15 protein-coding genes are annotated in these 18,538 nt (G+C 37.2%); all 15 read left to right on the top strand.

The annotated features are described in order from the left end of the window. Positions 1-12 precede the first annotated feature (12 nt). A complete protein-coding gene (locus JFT89_RS29170; RefSeq protein WP_002066801.1) occupies positions 13-1,713 on the top strand; it encodes a proline--tRNA ligase in 1,701 nt (566 codons plus the stop codon). Positions 1,714-1,837: 124 nt separating this feature from the next. Next, on the top strand, positions 1,838-6,139 hold the full coding sequence (locus JFT89_RS29175) for a PolC-type DNA polymerase III (RefSeq protein ID WP_002066802.1): 4,302 nt from the start codon (positions 1,838-1,840) through the stop codon (positions 6,137-6,139). 333 nt (positions 6,140-6,472) lie between these two features. Further along, on the top strand, positions 6,473-6,943 hold the full coding sequence (gene rimP / locus JFT89_RS29180) for a ribosome maturation factor RimP (protein WP_002088165.1): 471 nt from the start codon (positions 6,473-6,475) through the stop codon (positions 6,941-6,943). Positions 6,944-6,960: 17 nt separating this feature from the next. Then, on the top strand, positions 6,961-8,067 hold the full coding sequence (gene nusA / locus JFT89_RS29185) for a transcription termination factor NusA (RefSeq protein WP_002014554.1): 1,107 nt from the start codon (positions 6,961-6,963) through the stop codon (positions 8,065-8,067). A gap of 11 nt (positions 8,068-8,078) precedes the next feature. Further along, complete coding sequence (gene rnpM / locus JFT89_RS29190; protein WP_002088161.1) at positions 8,079-8,351, top strand: RNase P modulator RnpM; 273 nt, start codon at positions 8,079-8,081, stop codon at positions 8,349-8,351. Then, the gene (locus JFT89_RS29195; protein WP_001286519.1) at positions 8,352-8,663 is read left to right on the top strand and encodes a YlxQ family RNA-binding protein; all 312 of its coding nucleotides are present in this window, start codon (positions 8,352-8,354) and stop codon (positions 8,661-8,663) included. 4 nt (positions 8,664-8,667) lie between these two features. Beyond that, positions 8,668-10,734: a translation initiation factor IF-2 gene (gene infB, locus JFT89_RS29200; RefSeq protein ID WP_002014558.1), complete on the top strand. Its 2,067-nt coding sequence runs from the start codon at positions 8,668-8,670 to the stop codon at positions 10,732-10,734. Continuing rightward, a complete protein-coding gene (locus JFT89_RS29205) occupies positions 10,731-11,012 on the top strand; it encodes a DUF503 domain-containing protein (RefSeq protein ID WP_002088157.1) in 282 nt (93 codons plus the stop codon). The genes infB and JFT89_RS29205 overlap by 4 nt, the downstream gene beginning before the upstream one ends. 15 nt (positions 11,013-11,027) lie before the next feature. Then, positions 11,028-11,384: a 30S ribosome-binding factor RbfA gene (gene rbfA, locus JFT89_RS29210; RefSeq protein ID WP_000776437.1), complete on the top strand. Its 357-nt coding sequence runs from the start codon at positions 11,028-11,030 to the stop codon at positions 11,382-11,384. A gap of 90 nt (positions 11,385-11,474) precedes the next feature. Further along, positions 11,475-12,398: a tRNA pseudouridine(55) synthase TruB gene (gene truB / locus JFT89_RS29215; RefSeq protein WP_002014562.1), complete on the top strand. Its 924-nt coding sequence runs from the start codon at positions 11,475-11,477 to the stop codon at positions 12,396-12,398. 43 nt (positions 12,399-12,441) lie between these two features. Next, positions 12,442-13,413 carry a bifunctional riboflavin kinase/FAD synthetase gene (gene ribF, locus JFT89_RS29220; RefSeq protein WP_002128800.1) on the top strand — a complete coding sequence of 324 codons (972 nt, stop codon included), beginning with the start codon at positions 12,442-12,444 and terminating at the stop codon, positions 13,411-13,413. Positions 13,414-13,513: 100 nt separating this feature from the next. Next, positions 13,514-13,783, top strand: coding sequence for a 30S ribosomal protein S15 (gene rpsO, locus JFT89_RS29225; RefSeq protein ID WP_001229392.1), 270 nt, complete (start codon positions 13,514-13,516; stop codon positions 13,781-13,783). A gap of 161 nt (positions 13,784-13,944) precedes the next feature. Continuing rightward, on the top strand, positions 13,945-16,098 hold the full coding sequence (pnp, locus tag JFT89_RS29230; protein WP_002033682.1) for a polyribonucleotide nucleotidyltransferase: 2,154 nt from the start codon (positions 13,945-13,947) through the stop codon (positions 16,096-16,098). A 154-nt stretch (positions 16,099-16,252) separates the two neighbouring features. Beyond that, complete coding sequence (locus tag JFT89_RS29235) at positions 16,253-17,152, top strand: polysaccharide deacetylase family protein (protein WP_201040952.1); 900 nt, start codon at positions 16,253-16,255, stop codon at positions 17,150-17,152. 86 nt (positions 17,153-17,238) lie between these two features. After that, positions 17,239-18,480 (top strand): M16 family metallopeptidase, encoded by a 1,242-nt coding sequence (locus JFT89_RS29240; protein WP_002088150.1) that lies wholly within the window; start codon positions 17,239-17,241, stop codon positions 18,478-18,480. The last annotated feature ends 58 nt before the right edge of the window (positions 18,481-18,538 follow it).

The following is an 18,538-nucleotide window of genomic DNA, read 5'->3' on the forward strand; positions in this document are numbered from 1 at the left end:
AGGTGCGAATAAATGAAACAAAGTATGGTATTCAGTCCTACATTACGTGAAGTTCCAGCAGATGCTGAAATTAAGAGTCATCAATTATTACTTCGCGCAGGGTTTATGCGTCAAAATGCTTCTGGTATTTATAGTTTTCTACCATTTGGTTTAAAAGTGTTACACAAAGTAGAACGTATTGTTCGTGAAGAAATGGAGCGCGCAGGGGCAGTAGAACTATTAATGCCAGCTATGCAAGCTTCTGAATTATGGCAAGAATCAGGCCGTTGGTATTCTTACGGATCAGAATTAATGCGTATGAAAGATCGTAATGCTCGCGAGTTTGCGCTAGGGGCAACTCATGAGGAAGTAATTACAGATCTTGTACGTGATGAAATTAAATCATACAAAAAATTACCATTAACATTATATCAAATTCAAACAAAATTCCGTGATGAGCAAAGACCACGTTTCGGTTTATTACGCGGAAGAGAATTTTTAATGAAAGATGCGTATTCTTTCCATGCAACACAAGAAAGTTTGGATGAAGTATATAGCGGTTTATACAAAGCGTATTCTAATATCTTTGCTCGTTGTAGTTTGAATTTCCGTGCAGTTATAGCTGATTCTGGAGCAATGGGTGGAAAAGATACACACGAATTTATGGTGTTATCTGATGTAGGTGAAGATACAATTGCGTATTCTGATACATCTGATTATGCGGCAAATATTGAAATGGCTCCTGTTGTTGCTACGTATACGAAGAGTGATGAAGCCGAAAAAGCACTTGAAAAAGTAGCAACTCCAGATCAAAAAGCTATTGAAGAAGTATCTGCATTCTTAAATATCGCAGCGGAAAAATGCATTAAATCTATGGTGTTTAAAGTAGATGCGAAATTAGTAGTAGTACTTGTTCGTGGCGATCATGAAGTCAATGATGTAAAAGTGAAGAATGTATACGGAGCTTCAGTCGTTGAGCTTGCTTCACATGAAGAAATAAAAGAGTTATTAAACTGTGAAGTGGGTTCTTTAGGACCGATTGGTGTTACAGGGGATATCGAAATTATCGCTGACCATGCTGTAGCATCAATTGTCAACGGATGTTCAGGAGCGAACGAAGAAGGATTCCATTATGTAAATGTAAATCCAGAACGTGACTTTAAAGTAAGTCAATATACAGATTTACGCTTCATCCAAGAAGGAGACCAATCTCCAGATGGAAATGGAACAATTCTTTTCGCACGTGGAATTGAAGTTGGTCATGTATTCAAATTAGGAACTCGTTATAGTGAAGCAATGAACGCAACGTTCCTAGATGAAAACGGAAAAACAAAACCACTTATTATGGGTTGTTACGGTATCGGTGTATCTCGTACAGTGGCAGCAATTGCAGAGCAGTTTAATGATGAGAATGGTTTAGTTTGGCCAAAATCTGTTGCACCGTTCCATGTGCATGTAATTCCAGTAAATATGAAATCTGATGCACAACGTGAAATGGGTGGAAATATCTATAACTCATTACAAGAGCAAGGATACGAAGTATTACTAGATGATCGTGCAGAACGTGCAGGTGTTAAATTTGCAGATGCAGATTTATTCGGCCTTCCAGTTCGTGTTACAGTTGGTAAAAAAGCAGATGAAGGTATTGTAGAAGTGAAAGTACGTGCTACAGGCGAGTCTGAAGAAGTGAAAGTAGAAGAACTTCAAACATATATTGCTAATATTTTAAAATAAGAAGAGGTACCTCGTAATGAGGTACCTTCTCTTTCTTTGTAAACGTATTTTGTAAAAGAAGAAGGAAGAAATCTTTCTTTGTAGTACGTTTCAATTTATAATAGCAAATGGAAGGAGAGTGCTTATGTCATTAACAAATGAACAACAAGAGCGATTTCAAATTTTGCTCCAACAGTTGCAAATACCAGAAGACCTTATAAATCAATATTTACATGGCGGTGGTATTGAAAAGCTAGTTATTGATAAAGCGAATAAAAGTTGGCATTTTGACTTACAAGTGCCACGTATTTTGCCGACAGAATTATATGAGTTGCTAGAAACAAAGCTTAAGCAATCATTTTCTCATATTGCAAGAACAACATTTGCATTAGAAGCAGAGAATAAACAATTTACAGAAGAAGAAGTGAAGGCATATTGGCCGCTTTGTACAGAACGAATTACATTTTCACCTATGTTCGCGTACTTAAAGAAGCAACTTCCGCAGGTCAATGGCGTGAAGTTGCTATTAAATGTGAATAATGAGCTGGAATCTACTACTTTAAAGAAAAACGTTGCGAAACCAGTAGGTGATCAATACGAAGCTTTTGGATTCCCGCGTTTTCAGTTAGACACACATATAAAGCAAAATGCAGAAGAAATGCAAAAGTTTCGTGAGCAAACACAGGAAGAAGATCGTCAACGAGTTATACAGGCTATGGAAGAGATGGCTAAAAGGCAAGCTGAAGAAAGTGATGTTGTTCATGAAGGACCAGTTGTGCTTGGTTATCTTATTAAGCCAGATGAAGAGATTACGCCGCTGCGTGAAATTCAAGATGAAGAAAGAAGAAAAACCGTTCAAGGGTATGTTTTCCATGTAGAGACGAAAGAACTTCGTAGTGGACGTACATTATTAACTTTAAAGATAACTGACTATACGGACTCTATTATGATTAAGATGTTCTCACGAGATAAAGAAGATGTTCCGATGTTACAATCCTTGAAAAAAGGAACTTGGGTAAAAGCGCGTGGTTCAGTTCAAAATGATACATTCGTGCGTGATTTAGTTATGATCGCAAATGATATAAATGAAATAACGGGACCTTCTCGTAAAGATAAAGCAAAAGAAGGGGAAAAAAGAGTAGAACTTCATCTTCATACTCCAATGAGTCAAATGGATGCTGTTACTTCTGTTTCTAAGCTCGTTGCCCAAGCCGGAAAATGGGGGCATGAGGCTATTGCAGTTACAGACCATGCTGTTGCACAGTCGTTCCCAGAAGCATATTCTGCTGGTAAAAAGGCTGGAGTTAAAGTTCTATATGGTGTAGAAGCAAATTTAGTTAATGATGGTGTGCCGATAGCATATAACGAAGCACATCGTTTACTTGCAGAAGAAACATATGTTGTCTTTGACGTTGAGACAACAGGGTTATCTGCTGTATATGATACAGTCATTGAGTTAGCTGCTGTAAAGGTAAAAGGTGGAGAAATTATTGATCGCTTTGAATCTTTCGCAAATCCGCATCAACCATTATCGGCGACGATTATTGAATTAACAGGTATTACAGATGATATGTTAACTGATGCACCAGAAGTGGACGAAGTGTTTAAAAAGTTTGAGGAATGGATGGGTGACCATACACTTGTTGCTCATAACGCAAGCTTCGATATGGGCTTTATTAACGTAGGTTTTAAAAAGGTTGGGATAGAAAAAACGAAAAATCCAGTTATTGATACGTTAGAACTTGCACGGTTCTTATTCCCAGAAATGAAAAATCATCGATTAAATACGATGTGTAAAAAGCTTGATATTGAATTAACGCAACATCACCGTGCGATTTATGATACAGAAGCAACGGGATATTTACTTGTGAAGATGTTAAAAGATGTGATTGAAAAGGGATTTGAATATCACGATCAACTAAACGATAGTATGGGACAAGGGGATGCATATAAACGTGGGCGTCCAAGTCATATGACGTTACTTGCCACATCAGATGTTGGGTTGAAAAACTTATATAAACTTGTTTCATATTCTCACTTGAATTACTTTTATCGTGTACCACGTGTACCGCGATCACTATTAAAAAAATATCGTGAAGGCATTTTAGTAGGAACAGCTTGTGACAAAGGTGAAGTGTTTGAAGCTATGATGCAAAAAGCGCCTGAAGAAGTAGAAGAAATTGCACAGTTTTACGATTACATTGAGGTTATGCCTCCAGAAGTGTTACGTCATTTAGTGGAACGTGAACTCGTTCGAGATGAAGGACAGTTAAAAACAATAATTTCTAACTTAGTAAAACTAGGTGAGACGTTAGATAAGCCAGTTGTTGCTACTGGGAATGTGCATTATTTAGATCCAGAGGACGCGATATATCGGAAAATTTTAGTCAGTTCGCAGGGAGGAGCTAATCCGTTAAATCGTCATTCATTACCGCCTGTACATTTCCGTACAACAAATGAAATGCTAGATTGTTTTTCATTCTTAGGTGAAGACAAAGCAAAAGAAATTGTTGTGACAAATACACACAAAATCGCATCATTAATTGGTGATGTTCGTCCAGTGAAAGATGATTTATACACACCGAAAATTGAAGGTGCTGATGATGAAACACGTGATATGAGCTATATAATGGCAAGAAGTATCTATGGAGATGAACTACCGGAAATTGTAGAAGCTCGTTTGGAAAAAGAATTGAAAAGTATTATTGGACATGGATTCGCCGTTATTTATTTAATTTCACATAAGCTTGTGAAAAAATCGTTAGTGGACGGTTATCTAGTAGGTTCGCGTGGATCGGTAGGTTCATCATTTGTTGCAACGATGATGGAAATTACAGAAGTAAACCCATTACCACCGCACTATGTATGTCCAAAGTGTAAACAATCAGAGTTCTTTAATGACGGTTCTGTAGGTTCTGGTTTTGATTTACCAGATAAAGAATGCCCAACATGTAATGTTCCATATGTGAAAGATGGGCATGACATTCCTTTCGAAACGTTCCTTGGATTTAAAGGGGATAAGGTACCGGATATCGATTTGAATTTCTCCGGAGAATACCAGCCACGCGCCCATAACTATACGAAATTACTGTTCGGTGAAGATTATGTATACCGCGCAGGAACAATTGGTACGGTTGCGGAAAAAACCGCTTATGGGTATGTGAAAGGTTATGCTAATGATCATAACCTAACAATTCGAAATGCAGAGATTGATCGCTTAGTTGCGGGATGTACAGGTGTAAAGCGTACGACCGGACAGCATCCAGGTGGTATTATCGTTGTACCAGATTACATGGATATCTTTGACTTTTCACCAATTCAGTTTCCGGCTGATTCAATAGGTGCTGAGTGGAGAACAACGCACTTTGACTTCCACTCAATTCATGATAATTTATTGAAACTTGATATATTAGGACACGATGATCCGACTGTTATTCGTATGCTTCAAGATTTAAGTGGTATTGACCCGAAAACAATCCCAACGGATGATCCAGAAGTAATGAAAATTTTCTCTGGTCCAGAATCTTTAGGGGTAACGGAAGAACAAATTAACTGTAAAACAGGTACACTTGGTATACCAGAGTTTGGTACGAAATTCGTAAGACAAATGTTAGAAGAAACGAAACCAACGACGTTTTCAGAGCTTGTCCAAATTTCTGGACTGTCCCATGGTACAGATGTATGGTTAGGTAATGCGAATGAATTAATTTATAACGGTACGTGTACACTGAGTGAAGTTATCGGTTGTCGTGATGACATCATGGTATATTTAATTTATCAAGGCTTGGATCCATCATTAGCCTTCAAAATCATGGAGTCGGTGCGTAAAGGTAAAGGTGTACCAGAAGAATGGGAAGAGGAAATGAGAAATAACAATGTACCAGGTTGGTATATTGATTCATGTAAGAAGATTAAGTACATGTTCCCTAAAGCCCATGCGGCTGCTTACGTACTTATGGCTGTACGTATTGCATACTTTAAAGTACATTTCGCACTTTTATTCTATGCGGCATATTTTACAGTTCGTGCAGATGACTTTGATGTAGAGGCGATGGCGAAAGGTTCAGCATCCATACGTGTAAAAATTGATGAAATTGCACAAAAAGGATTGGATGCAGCACCGAAAGAGAAGAGTTTATTAACGGTACTAGAAATGACACTTGAAATGTGTGAGCGTGGTTATTCATTCCAAAAGGTTGATTTATACCGCTCGCATGCTACCGAATTTATAATTGATGGGGATACTTTAATTCCTCCATTTAATGCAGTTCCTGGTCTTGGTACAAACGCAGCTTTCAGTATTGTTGAAGCTCGTAAAAATGGTGATTTCTTATCAAAAGAAGACTTACAGCAGCGCAGTAAGGTTTCTAAAACGATTATTGAGTATTTAGATGGTCAAGGTTGTCTAGGAGATTTACCGGATCAAAACCAATTGTCACTGTTCTAATAGGTAGGAAAAATCTTTGCAAATCAACATTTGCTATGGTATACTATAAACCGAGATAACCATGTCATGTATATTTTGTGAAAAAGAGAGTGGGGAAACCCACTCTTTCGTGTTACTATCTACATTTTGCTTATGTAGATAGTAAAGATATTTCTGTCGTATATACATATTTTGTTACAAGTTTTACTTCTTAAATTTGGTAATACTAAGACAGATATTCCCTGCTTAACGGCAGGGGCTTTTGTTAGCTAACGAGAAAGAATAAGATAGACCGTCTTTATGAACGGAATCTTTTCTTGTAAATGGTACATGGCGGCAGGAAGGAGGCTGTTTATGGATAAGAAAGTCACAGAAATTGTAGAAGCATTTGCGCAGCCAATCGTTGAAGAGTTAAATCTTGAACTTGTAGATGTAGAGTATGTGCAAGAAGGACAAGACTGGTTCTTACGCGTATTCATCGATTCTGAAAAGGGAGTCGAAATTGAAGAATGCGGTGCGGTAAGTGAACGTTTAAGCGAAGCTTTAGATAAAGAGGATCCAATTCCTCATCTTTACTTTTTGGATGTATCATCTCCTGGAGCGGAACGTCCATTAAAGAAAGAGAAAGACTTCCAGCAAGCGGTAGGAAAACAAGTGGCAATTAAAACATATAAGCCGATTGATGGTGAGAAGATGTTTGAAGGAAAGCTACTTTCCTACGACGGTAATACAATTACACTACTATTAACAATTAAAACACGTAAAAAAGAAATCCAAATTCCAATGGATAAAGTTGCAAATGCGCGACTTGCTGTTACGTTTTAGTAAGAAGGGGGATCTTCATGAGCACTGAGTTGTTAGATGCTTTGCTCGTATTAGAGTCAGAAAAAGGTATTAGCAAAGATATTATTATTGATGCGATTGAAGCAGCATTAATCTCTGCTTATAAACGCAATTTTAACCAAGCACAAAACGTTCGTGTGAGCTTTAACCCAGAAGTGGGAACAATTCAAGTTTTAGCACGTAAGGACGTTGTAGATAATGTGTTTGATCCACGTCTTGAAATCTCTGTAGAAGAGGCAAGACAAATTAATCCAAACTACCAAGATGGTGACGTACTAGAAATTGAAGTAACGCCAAAAGATTTTGGTCGTATTGCAGCGCAAACTGCAAAACAAGTTGTAACACAACGAGTTCGTGAGGCGGAACGTGGTGTAATTTATTCAGAATTTAGTGATCGTGAAGAAGACATTATGGTTGGTATTGTACAGCGCCAAGATGCTCGTTTCATCTATGTAAGCTTAGGTAAAGTAGAAGCTTTATTACCTGTAAGTGAGCAAATGCCAAATGAGCAATATAAACCACATGATCGTATTCGCGTATTTATTACAAAAGTAGAAAAGACAACAAAAGGACCACAAATTTACGTATCACGTACACATCCTGGTCTTTTAAAACGTTTATTCGAAATGGAAGTTCCAGAAATTTATGATGGAACTGTAGAAATTCGCTCTGTAGCACGTGAAGCAGGCGACCGTTCTAAAATTTCTGTATATGCAGAGAATATCGATGTTGATCCAGTAGGTTCTTGTGTAGGACCGAAAGGACAACGTGTACAACGCGTTGTAGATGAACTAAAAGGTGAAAAGATTGACATCGTTCGCTGGTCGAATGACCCAGTTGAATATGTTGCAAATGCTTTAAGTCCATCACAGGTTGTTAAAGTACTTGTAGATGAAGCAGAGAAAGCAACAACTGTTGTTGTTCCAGACCACCAGCTTTCATTAGCGATTGGTAAGCGTGGACAAAATGCGCGTCTTGCAGCTAAATTAACAGGCTGGAAAATTGATATTAAAAGTGAGTCTGATGCGAAACAACTTGGTATTGTGACAGAAGAAGATAGCGTAATCGCATTCGGATTCGATTCAGCTGAAGACGAAATCGAATAGAGGTGATGAGTATGAGCAATCGAAAAGTTCCGTTACGAAAATGTATTGCGACGCAAGAGATGAAATCAAAACGAGAGCTAGTTCGCATTGTTCGTTCCAAAGAGGGCGAAGTGTCTATTGATTTATCAGGAAAAAAATCAGGACGAGGTGCATATTTATCAAAAGATAAAGAAAGCATTATTCAAGCCCAAAAGAAAAACATTTTGGAACATCATCTAAAAGCGAAAATCGACAGTTCTCTGTACGAAGAGCTTCTTGAGCTTGTTGAGAAGGAGTCGAAATAAGTGTCTGATTGGAAATCATTTTTAGGACTAGCAAACCGCGCTCGAAAAATTATTTCGGGTGAAGAACTCGTTTTAAAAGAAGTACGAAGTGGCAAAGCAAAGCTAGTATTGCTTTCTGAAGATGCGTCAGCGAACACTACAAAACGTATCATTGATAAAACCACGTACTACAACATACCAATGAGAAAAGTCGAAAATCGACAACAATTAGGGCATGCGATTGGGAGAGACGAGCGAGTCGTTGTAGCTGTTTTAGATGAAGGCTTTGCGAAAAAGCTACGTAGCATGCTCGATACAAATTACCGGGGGTGAAGGTATGAGTAAAATTCGAGTACATGAATATGCAAAAAAAAATAATATCTCAAGTAAAGATCTTATGACAAAACTAAAAGAGATGAATATCGAGGTTTCGAATCATATGACAATGTTAGAAGATGAAGTAGTAAACAAATTAGATAATCAATATAGCGCTGGAGCGGAAAAACCTTCTGTTGCAGATGAGTTTGAAGTAGAAGAGAAAGTTGTTCGCAGTAAAAAGAACAGCAATAAGAATAAGAAAAAAGGCAAAGCAAATGAAGATAAACGTCAAGATAACTTTGCTGGAAGACAACAAACACCAATAGTAGAAACACCAGATAAAATCACTTTCTCTGGAAGCCTTACAGTAGGTGACCTTGCTAAAAAGTTAAGCAAAGAGCCATCTGAAATTATTAAAAAGCTCTTCATGCTAGGAATTATGGCGACAATTAACCAAGACTTAGATAAAGATACAATTGAGTTAATTGCTACTGATTACGGTATTGAAGTAGAAGAAGAAGTAGTTGTAAGTGAAACTGAATTTGAAACATTCATCGATGAGCAAGATGATGAAGAAAACTTAAAAGAACGTCCAGCTGTTGTTACAATTATGGGACACGTTGACCATGGTAAAACAACATTGCTTGACTCTATCCGTAATTCAAAAGTAACTGCTGGCGAAGCTGGTGGAATTACTCAGCATATCGGTGCATACCAAGTTGATGTAAATGATAAGAAAATTACGTTCTTAGATACACCTGGTCACGCGGCATTTACAACAATGCGTGCTCGTGGTGCACAAGTAACAGATATTACAATTCTTGTTGTTGCAGCTGATGACGGTGTTATGCCGCAAACAGTTGAAGCGATTAGCCATGCGAAAGCAGCTGGAGTACCAATTATTGTTGCAGTGAATAAAATGGATAAACCAGCGGCAAATCCTGATCGTGTAATGCAAGAATTAACAGAATATGAATTAGTTCCAGAAGCTTGGGGCGGAGACACGATTTTCGTACCAATTTCTGCAATTCAAGGCGAGGGAATTGACAACTTACTAGAAATGATCCTTCTTGTGAGTGAAGTAGAAGAATATAAAGCAAATCCAAATCGCTATGCAGCTGGTACTGTAATTGAAGCACAGCTTGATAAAGGTAAAGGAACTATCGCGACATTACTTGTTCAAAATGGTACACTTCGAGTTGGAGATCCAATTGTTGTTGGAACATCATTCGGTCGTGTTCGTGCAATGGTAAGTGATATTGGTCGTCGTGTAAAAGTTGCTGGTCCATCAACTCCTGTTGAAATTACAGGTTTAAATGAAGTGCCACAAGCGGGAGATCGTTTCATGGCATTCGCTGATGAGAAGAAAGCTCGTCAAATCGGTGAATCACGTGCACAAGAAGCGTTAGTTGCACAACGTGGTGAGAAATCTAAATTCAGCCTGGAAGATTTATTCCAACAAATCCAAGAGGGCGATGTAAAAGAAATTAACTTAATTGTGAAAGCAGACGTACAAGGTTCTGTAGAAGCAATGGCAGCATCACTTCGTAAAATTGATGTTGAAGGCGTAAAAGTGAAAATTATCCATACAGGCGTAGGTGCGATTACAGAATCTGATATTATTTTAGCTTCTGCATCTAATGCAATTGTAATTGGATTTAACGTACGCCCTGATGTGAATGCGAAGCGTACAGCTGAATTAGAGAAAGTTGATGTTCGTTTACACCGTATTATCTATAAAGTAATCGAAGAAATTGAATCAGCAATGCAAGGTATGCTGGATCCAGAATTCGAAGAAAAAGTAATCGGTCAAGCGGAAGTTCGTCAAACATTCAAAGTAACAAAAGTTGGAACAATCGCAGGTTGTTACGTAATAGACGGTAAAATTACACGTGATAGTGGCGTTCGTATTATCCGTGATGGCGTAGTAGTCTTCGAAGGAAAACTTGATACGTTAAAACGTTTCAAAGACGACGTAAAAGAAGTTGCACAAAACTATGAGTGTGGTATTACAATTGAGAGATATAATGATCTTAAAGAAGGGGACATCATTGAAGCATACGTTATGGAAGAAGTGAAGCGATGATTATCGCTTCACTCTCATTCGAGTGTATGATTTACGATGTGCATTCTTTAAAAGAGAAACGAGCAATTTTGCAACGTGTGTTAACTCGTGTGAAACAGCGCTATAATGTAGCTGTTTCTGAAGTTGGGCATCAAGATGTATGGCAACGTACAGAAATTGCAATTGTTTCCGTATCCTCAAATCGTGTTGTCTGTGAAAAAGAAATGAATCGTGTACTTGAGTATATCGATTCATTTCCTGAAATTGAACGTACGATAACACATTTGGAATGGTATTGAATGAGGTGAAGAGTTATGAAATTACGTGCGAACCGTGTGGGCGAGCAAATGAAAAAAGAATTAGGCGACATTATCAGTCGTAAAATTAAAGACCCACGTATTGGATTTGTTACAGTAACAGATGTACAAGTGAGTGGAGATTTACAAATTGCTAAAGTATACATTTCTGTTTTAGGTGACGAAGAACAGAAAGAAAATACATTAAAAGGTTTAGCGAAGGCAAAAGGCTTTATTCGTTCAGAAATTGGCCAACGTATTCGTCTTCGTAAAACACCAGAAATTACCTTTGAGTTTGATGAGTCTATCGGATATGGTCATCGAATTGATACACTTTTACATGAAATTAATAAAGACGGTAAACGTGAAGAATAATGGATAGACATTTGTCTATCCATTTTTTCAATGTAAAATAAGTTTTGCATAATTGCAATTACTACAAAAGAATAATGATGAGGTGAGTATATGGAAGGTGTAGTATTATTACATAAGCCAAAGGGAATGACATCACATGATTGTGTGTTCAAATTAAGAAAGATATTGCGTGAGAAACGAATTGGTCATACAGGGACACTGGATCCAGATGTAACAGGAGTATTACCTATTTGCGTTGGGCGTGCAACAAAAATTGCGCAATTTTTAACAAGTGAAACAAAAACATACGAAGGTGAAGTGACATTAGGATTTTCAACAACAACAGAAGATGCTTCTGGTGAAGTTGTGGAGAAACAAGATGTAAATCGTGTCATTACACGTAAAGAAGTAGAAGAGGTACTAGCGGAATTAACAGGGACAATTGAACAAATGCCGCCGATGTTCTCAGCTGTAAAAGTTAACGGAAAAAAACTATACGAATATGCAAGGGCAGGACAAGAAGTTGAACGTCCAGTTCGTACAATTACAATTCATGAATTTGTATTACTTGATGAACGTGAAGTTTTTGAAGGGGAAAATATTTCATTTCGTTTCCGTGTAACGTGTAGTAAAGGAACATATGTAAGAACACTAGCAGTAATGATAGGTGAAAAACTTGGATTTCCATCACATATGTCTCACCTTGTAAGAACAGCATCTGGTGAATTTTTACTAGAAGATTGCATATCATTTGAAGAAATTGAAGAAAACGTGCAAAATGGAACAGTAGAGTCTATTTTCATCTCAATTGATGAGGCGCTAAGTAAGTTTCCAAAAATGGTTGTAGATGAAAAGCAAGCTGAAAAAATAAAGAACGGTATGTTCTTAAACAATGAATTAGAAACAACAGCACCATTTATTACAGTATTTGATAAAAATGATCGTTGCTTAGCAATTTATGAGCATCACCCAAAACACCCTGGAATGCTAAAGCCAATGAAAGTACTTGTGAATAATCAAGAACTAAAGCTATAATGAATTATTGGAAGGATTATTACAGAAAAAGGTGAATTCAAGCGTGAAACTTATTCATTTAACTCATCCACATGAACAAAATAAAATAGAATTACCACCTACTGTAATGGCATTAGGATATTTTGATGGCATTCATTTAGGACATCAACGTGTGATTCGAACAGCGAAAAAAATAGCGGATGAAAGAGGATGTAAAAGTGCTGTCATGACGTTCCATCCACACCCATCTGTTGTATTAGGAAAAAAAGAAGCGCATGTGGAGTATATTACACCGATGCGCCTTAAAGAAGAAATCATCGCAAGTTTAGGAATTGATATCTTATATGTGGTGAAATTCGATGAGCCATTTGCTGGATTATTACCACAGCAGTTTGTCGATGAGTATATTATTGGTTTAAATGTAAAGCATGTAGTAGCAGGCTTTGATTATTCATATGGACGTTTAGGAAAAGGGAAGATGGAGACTTTACCATTTCATGCAAGAGGGGAGTTTACACAGACCGTGATCGAAAAAGTTGAATATCAAGAAGAAAAAGTAAGTTCTACTTCATTACGAAAGTTAATTCGAAACGGTGAAATGGAACAAATTCCATCTATTTTAGGGAGAGCTTACACGGTAGAAGGAACAGTTGTACACGGTGATAAGCGTGGACGTCAAATTGGTTTCCCAACTGCAAATGTAGGTTTAAGTGATGAATATTTGTTGCCACCTGTAGGTGTATATGCGGTAAGATTGAAGGTTCATGATGAATGGCATGATGGTGTATGTAATATCGGATATAAACCAACTTTCAAAGAGAATGAGCGTCAATTATCTATTGAAGTGCATCTATTTGAATTTAATAAAGACATATACGATCAAAGTGTTACAGTGGAATGGCACATGCGTATAAGAGAAGAAAAAAAGTTTAATGGAATTGATGAGTTAGTTGCTCAAATCGCTCAAGATAAAAAGGTTGCCCAAGAATATTTTGCGAGCGTAAAGAATATACTTGCTTTTTCAAATGAAAAGTAGTATTCTATGTTATGTACTTTATGACAACCATTACTTGGCATTGCGACTCACCGATGCTTGCTAGGTAACTGGGGGTTTAATTATTAGGAGGTGAAATAGGATGGCTTTAACACAAGAGCGTAAAAATGAAATCATTGCACAATTTAGAACTCATGAGACTGATACTGGTTCTCCAGAGGTTCAAATTGCTGTCCTAACGGAGCAAATTAACACTCTAAACGAGCACTTACGTACTCACAAGAAGGATCATCATTCACGTCGTGGTCTATTAAAGATGGTTGGTAAACGTCGTAACTTACTTACTTACCTTCGTAATAGCGATATCACACGTTACCGTGAATTAATCACAAAGCTTGGCTTACGTCGATAGTCAAAGAAGCGGGAATATTCCCGCTTTTTTGTTAGGTAAAAATATATCTTCTACTCTTTATAGCTTACTTAATTTTCGGCAATACTAGAGGAAAGAATATTGTGATATACTATCCATTTACATAGAAGAATTGAATATTTTAAATTGAGAGGGGTACTTAAATGAGTCAGGAAAAGCAAGTCTTCTCGATAGATTTAGCTGGTCGTCAGCTAACAATTGAAACAAGTCAGCTTGCAAAACAAGCAAACGGAGCAGTATTAGTAAGATACGGCGACACAGCAGTTCTATCTACAGCAACTGCATCAAAAGAGCCAAAAAATGTAGATTTCTTCCCGCTTACAGTAAACTATGAAGAGCGTTTATATGCAGTTGGAAAAATTCCAGGCGGTTTTATTAAGCGCGAAGGCCGTCCAAGTGAAAAAGCAATTTTAGCAAGTCGTTTAATTGACCGTCCAATCCGTCCACTTTTCGCAGATGGTTTCCGTAATGAAGTACAAGTTGTCAGCATCGTAATGAGTGTTGATCAAGACTGTTCTTCTGAAATGGCAGCTATGCTTGGTTCTTCATTAGCATTATCTATTTCAGATATTCCATTTGAAGGTCCAATCGCAGGTGCGACAGTTGGTCGTATTAATGGCGAGTTCGTTATTAATCCAACAGTAGAACAGCAAGAACAAAGTGATATGCACCTTGTTGTAGCTGGTACGAAAGATGCAATTAACATGGTTGAAGCAGGAGCGGATCAAGTACCTGAAGAAACAATGTTAGAAGCAATTATGTTTGGACACGATGAAATTAAACGTCTAATTGCATTCCAAGAAGAGATTGTACAAGCTGTCGGTAAAGAGAAAACAGCAGTGAAACTTTATGAAGTGGATGCTGATTTGAACCAAGCTGTACGTGAAATGGCTGAGACAGATATGCATTCTGCAATTCAAGTGCACGAAAAACATGCACGTGAAGATGCAATTAGCGTAGTGAAAAAGCGTGTAATTGAGCATTACGAAGCTGAGGAAGCTGATGCTGATACATTAGGACAAGTAAGTGAGATTTTATATAAAATTGTAAAAGAAGAAGTACGTCGTCTTATTACAGTTGAAAAAATCCGCCCAGATGGTCGTAAAGGTGACGAAATTCGTCCTTTAGCATCAGAGGTGGGCATTTTATCTCGTACACATGGTTCTGGTCTATTCACACGTGGACAAACGCAAGCATTAAGTATTTGTACATTAGGTGCATTAGGCGATGTGCAAATTTTAGATGGTCTAGGTGTAGAAGAGTCAAAACGCTTTATGCACCATTATAATTTCCCTTCATTTAGTGTTGGTGAAACAAGACCAATGCGTGGACCAGGTCGTCGTGAAATTGGTCACGGAGCACTAGGAGAACGTGCTCTTGAACCTGTACTTCCATCTGAAAAGGATTTCCCATATACAGTTCGTCTTGTATCTGAAGTATTAGAGTCAAATGGTTCTACTTCACAAGCGAGTATTTGCGGTAGTACATTAGCGATGATGGATGCGGGTGTACCACTTAAAGCACCAGTTGCTGGTATTGCAATGGGTCTAGTGAAATCTGGTGAGCATTATACAATTTTAACAGATATTCAAGGAATGGAAGACCATTTAGGTGATATGGACTTTAAAGTAGCAGGTACTGCAAAAGGTGTAACTGCACTACAAATGGACATTAAAATCGATGGTTTATCTCGTGAGATTTTAGAAGAAGCATTACAACAAGCGAAAGTTGGTCGTATGCACATTCTAAATCACATGTTATCTGTTATCGCTGAACCTCGCATTGAGTTATCTGCGTATGCTCCGAAGATTATTACAATGGCAATTAACCCAGATAAAATTCGTGATGTTATTGGACCAAGTGGTAAACAGATCAATAAAATCATTGAAGAAACTGGCGTTAAAATTGACATCGAGCAAGATGGTACAGTATTCATTTCATCAATTAATCAAGAGATGAATGAAAAAGCGAAGAAAATTATCGAAGATATCGTCCGCGAAGTACAAGTAGGCGAAATCTACTTAGGAAAAGTTAAACGCGTTGAAAAATTCGGTGCGTTCGTTGAATTATTTAGCGGTAAAGATGGACTTGTTCACATTTCTGAACTTGCACTTGAGCGTGTAGGTAAGGTAGAAGACGTTGTGAAAATCGGTGATGAGATTTCAGTTAAAGTTATCGAGATTGACAAACAAGGTCGTGTAAACTTATCTAGAAAAGTATTGCTAAAAGAAGAGCAAGAAAAAGAAGCAGCTAAAGAAGAAGCAGCTAAAGAAGAAAACGCACAAGAGCAACAATAAGTGAAAGCCAGTTTAGCTGGCTTTTTTTGTTATGTAAAAAATGTGATTCATTTAGATTTTTATGTGAGTATAGGTATAGTTTTCATCATAACGCTCAAATTAACAAAGATAAGAAGAAAATGGTTTCTTTTTTATAGTTAATGGGAGGGTTTATATGAAAGCTCGTATATTAGCGTACATATTTATATTTTCTTTATATATGGGTTGTGGCTCTTATTCCGTTTTTGCGCAGGATAACTTGCATGAAGAGATTCAAAAGCATGTAAAACAGTACGAGATTATGCCGCAAAATGCGATGATTGATAAGATTTGGAAGGCGACGCCTGGGTATAATGGAAAACAAGTGGATATAGAAGCGTCCTATAATAATATGAAGAAAATCAAGAAGTTTGATCAAAGACAACTTGAATTTAAGGAAGTATCACCGAGTGTTCACTTAGAAGATTTACCACCAGCTCCCATTTATCGAGGACATCCAAATAAAAAGATGGTGGGATTAACAATTAATGTGGCCTGGGGTAATGAGTATTTGCCACGTATATTAGAGATATTGAAAAAACATGATGTGAAGGCGACTTTCTTTTTAGAAGGACGCTGGGTGAAAGAAAACTTACGATTTGCCAAAATGATTGTCGATGCAAATCAAGAAGTAGGAAATCATTCTTACACACACCCTAATATGAAAACGCTGTCTACAGATGAAATACGAGATCAATTACAAAAAACGAATCGAATGATAGAAGCAGCTACAAATCAGAAAGTGAGATGGTTTGCTCCGCCAAGTGGAAGCTTTCGGGATGAGGTAGTAAAAATAGCGGATGATTTCCAAATGGGGACGATTATGTGGACTGTAGATACAATTGATTGGAAGCGGCCAGAACCGGGTGTGCTATTGCAGAGAGTAATGCGAAAAATACATCCAGGTGCTATTGTGTTAATGCATCCTACTTCATCTACAACAGAAGCGCTAGATACTATGATTAAAAATTTAAAGGAACAAGGATATAAAGTGGGGAATATTACAGAATTACTAGATGAAAAACGTGTGGATTAAATACATTTGCATGACATTCATCTCTAAACTTGTTATCATTAAATAATAGCAATTATTTAGAGAAACTGGCATTAGGAGGAAAGTTTTTGATTAAAAAATATACGTGTAAAAATGGTGTAAGAATTGTTATGGAGAATATACCAACTGTACGCTCGGTTGCGATTGGTATATGGATCCACGCAGGTTCAAGAAATGAAAATGAAAAAAATAATGGGGTTTCGCACTTTTTGGAACATATGTTCTTTAAAGGGACAGAAACGCGAAGTGCAAGAGAGATTGCAGAATCATTTGATAGCATTGGTGGACAAGTAAATGCTTTTACTTCAAAAGAATATACATGTTACTATGCGAAAGTGCTAGATGAGCATGCTAAATATGCATTAGATGTTTTAGCAGATATGTTCTTTAATTCAACATTTGATGAGGAAGAACTGAAAAAAGAGAAGAATGTTGTATGTGAAGAAATAAAAATGTACGAAGATGCGCCAGATGATATTGTGCATGATATGTTAACGAAAGCAACATATGAAACGCATCCGCTTGGATATCCTATTTTAGGAACAGAAGAAACGCTTGAAACATTTACAGGTGATACGTTACGTCAATATATGAAAGATCATTACACACCTGAAAATGTTGTTGTATCAATTGCAGGGAATATTGATGAAGCATTTTTACAAACTGTAGAGCAATATTTCGGTAGTTACGAAGGGACAACAAATCGTGAACAAGTACATAGCCCAATTTTCCATTTCAATAAAGTAGCACGTAAGAAGGAAACAGAACAAGCTCATTTATGTTTAGGATATAAAGGCTTGCAAATGGGACACGAAGATATTTATAACTTAATTGTATTAAATAATGTTTTAGGCGGTAGTATGAGTAGCCGTTTATTCCAAGAAGTACGTGAGCAACGTGGATTGGCGTACTCAGTATTCTCTTATCACTCTTCTTATGAAGATACAGGAATGTTAACACTTTACGGTGGAACAGGTAGTAAACAATTAGATACACTGTATGAAACAATGCAAGAAACGTTAAATACGTTGAAAAATACAGGTATTACAGAAAAAGAGCTTGTTAACAGTAAAGAACAATTAAAAGGAAACTTAATGTTAAGTTTAGAAAGTACGAATAGTCGTATGAGCCGTAATGGTAAAAACGAATTGCTTCTTCGTAAACATCGTTCTCTTGATGAGATTATTGAAAGTGTAAACACTGTAACAAAGCAAAATGTAGACGAGTTAATTCGCAATATGTTTACCGATGAATTCTCTGCGGCACTTATTAGTCCAGATGGAAAACTGCCAAAAGGAATGAAACTTTAATCGATCTTGTAATTCATTCGCTTTCGGAAATAACCGTATCTCTTTTATATGAGATACG

This window comes from Bacillus sp. TH25 (assembly GCF_016650935.1).
GTDB classification, from domain to species: domain Bacteria; phylum Bacillota; class Bacilli; order Bacillales; family Bacillaceae_G; genus Bacillus_A; species Bacillus_A mycoides.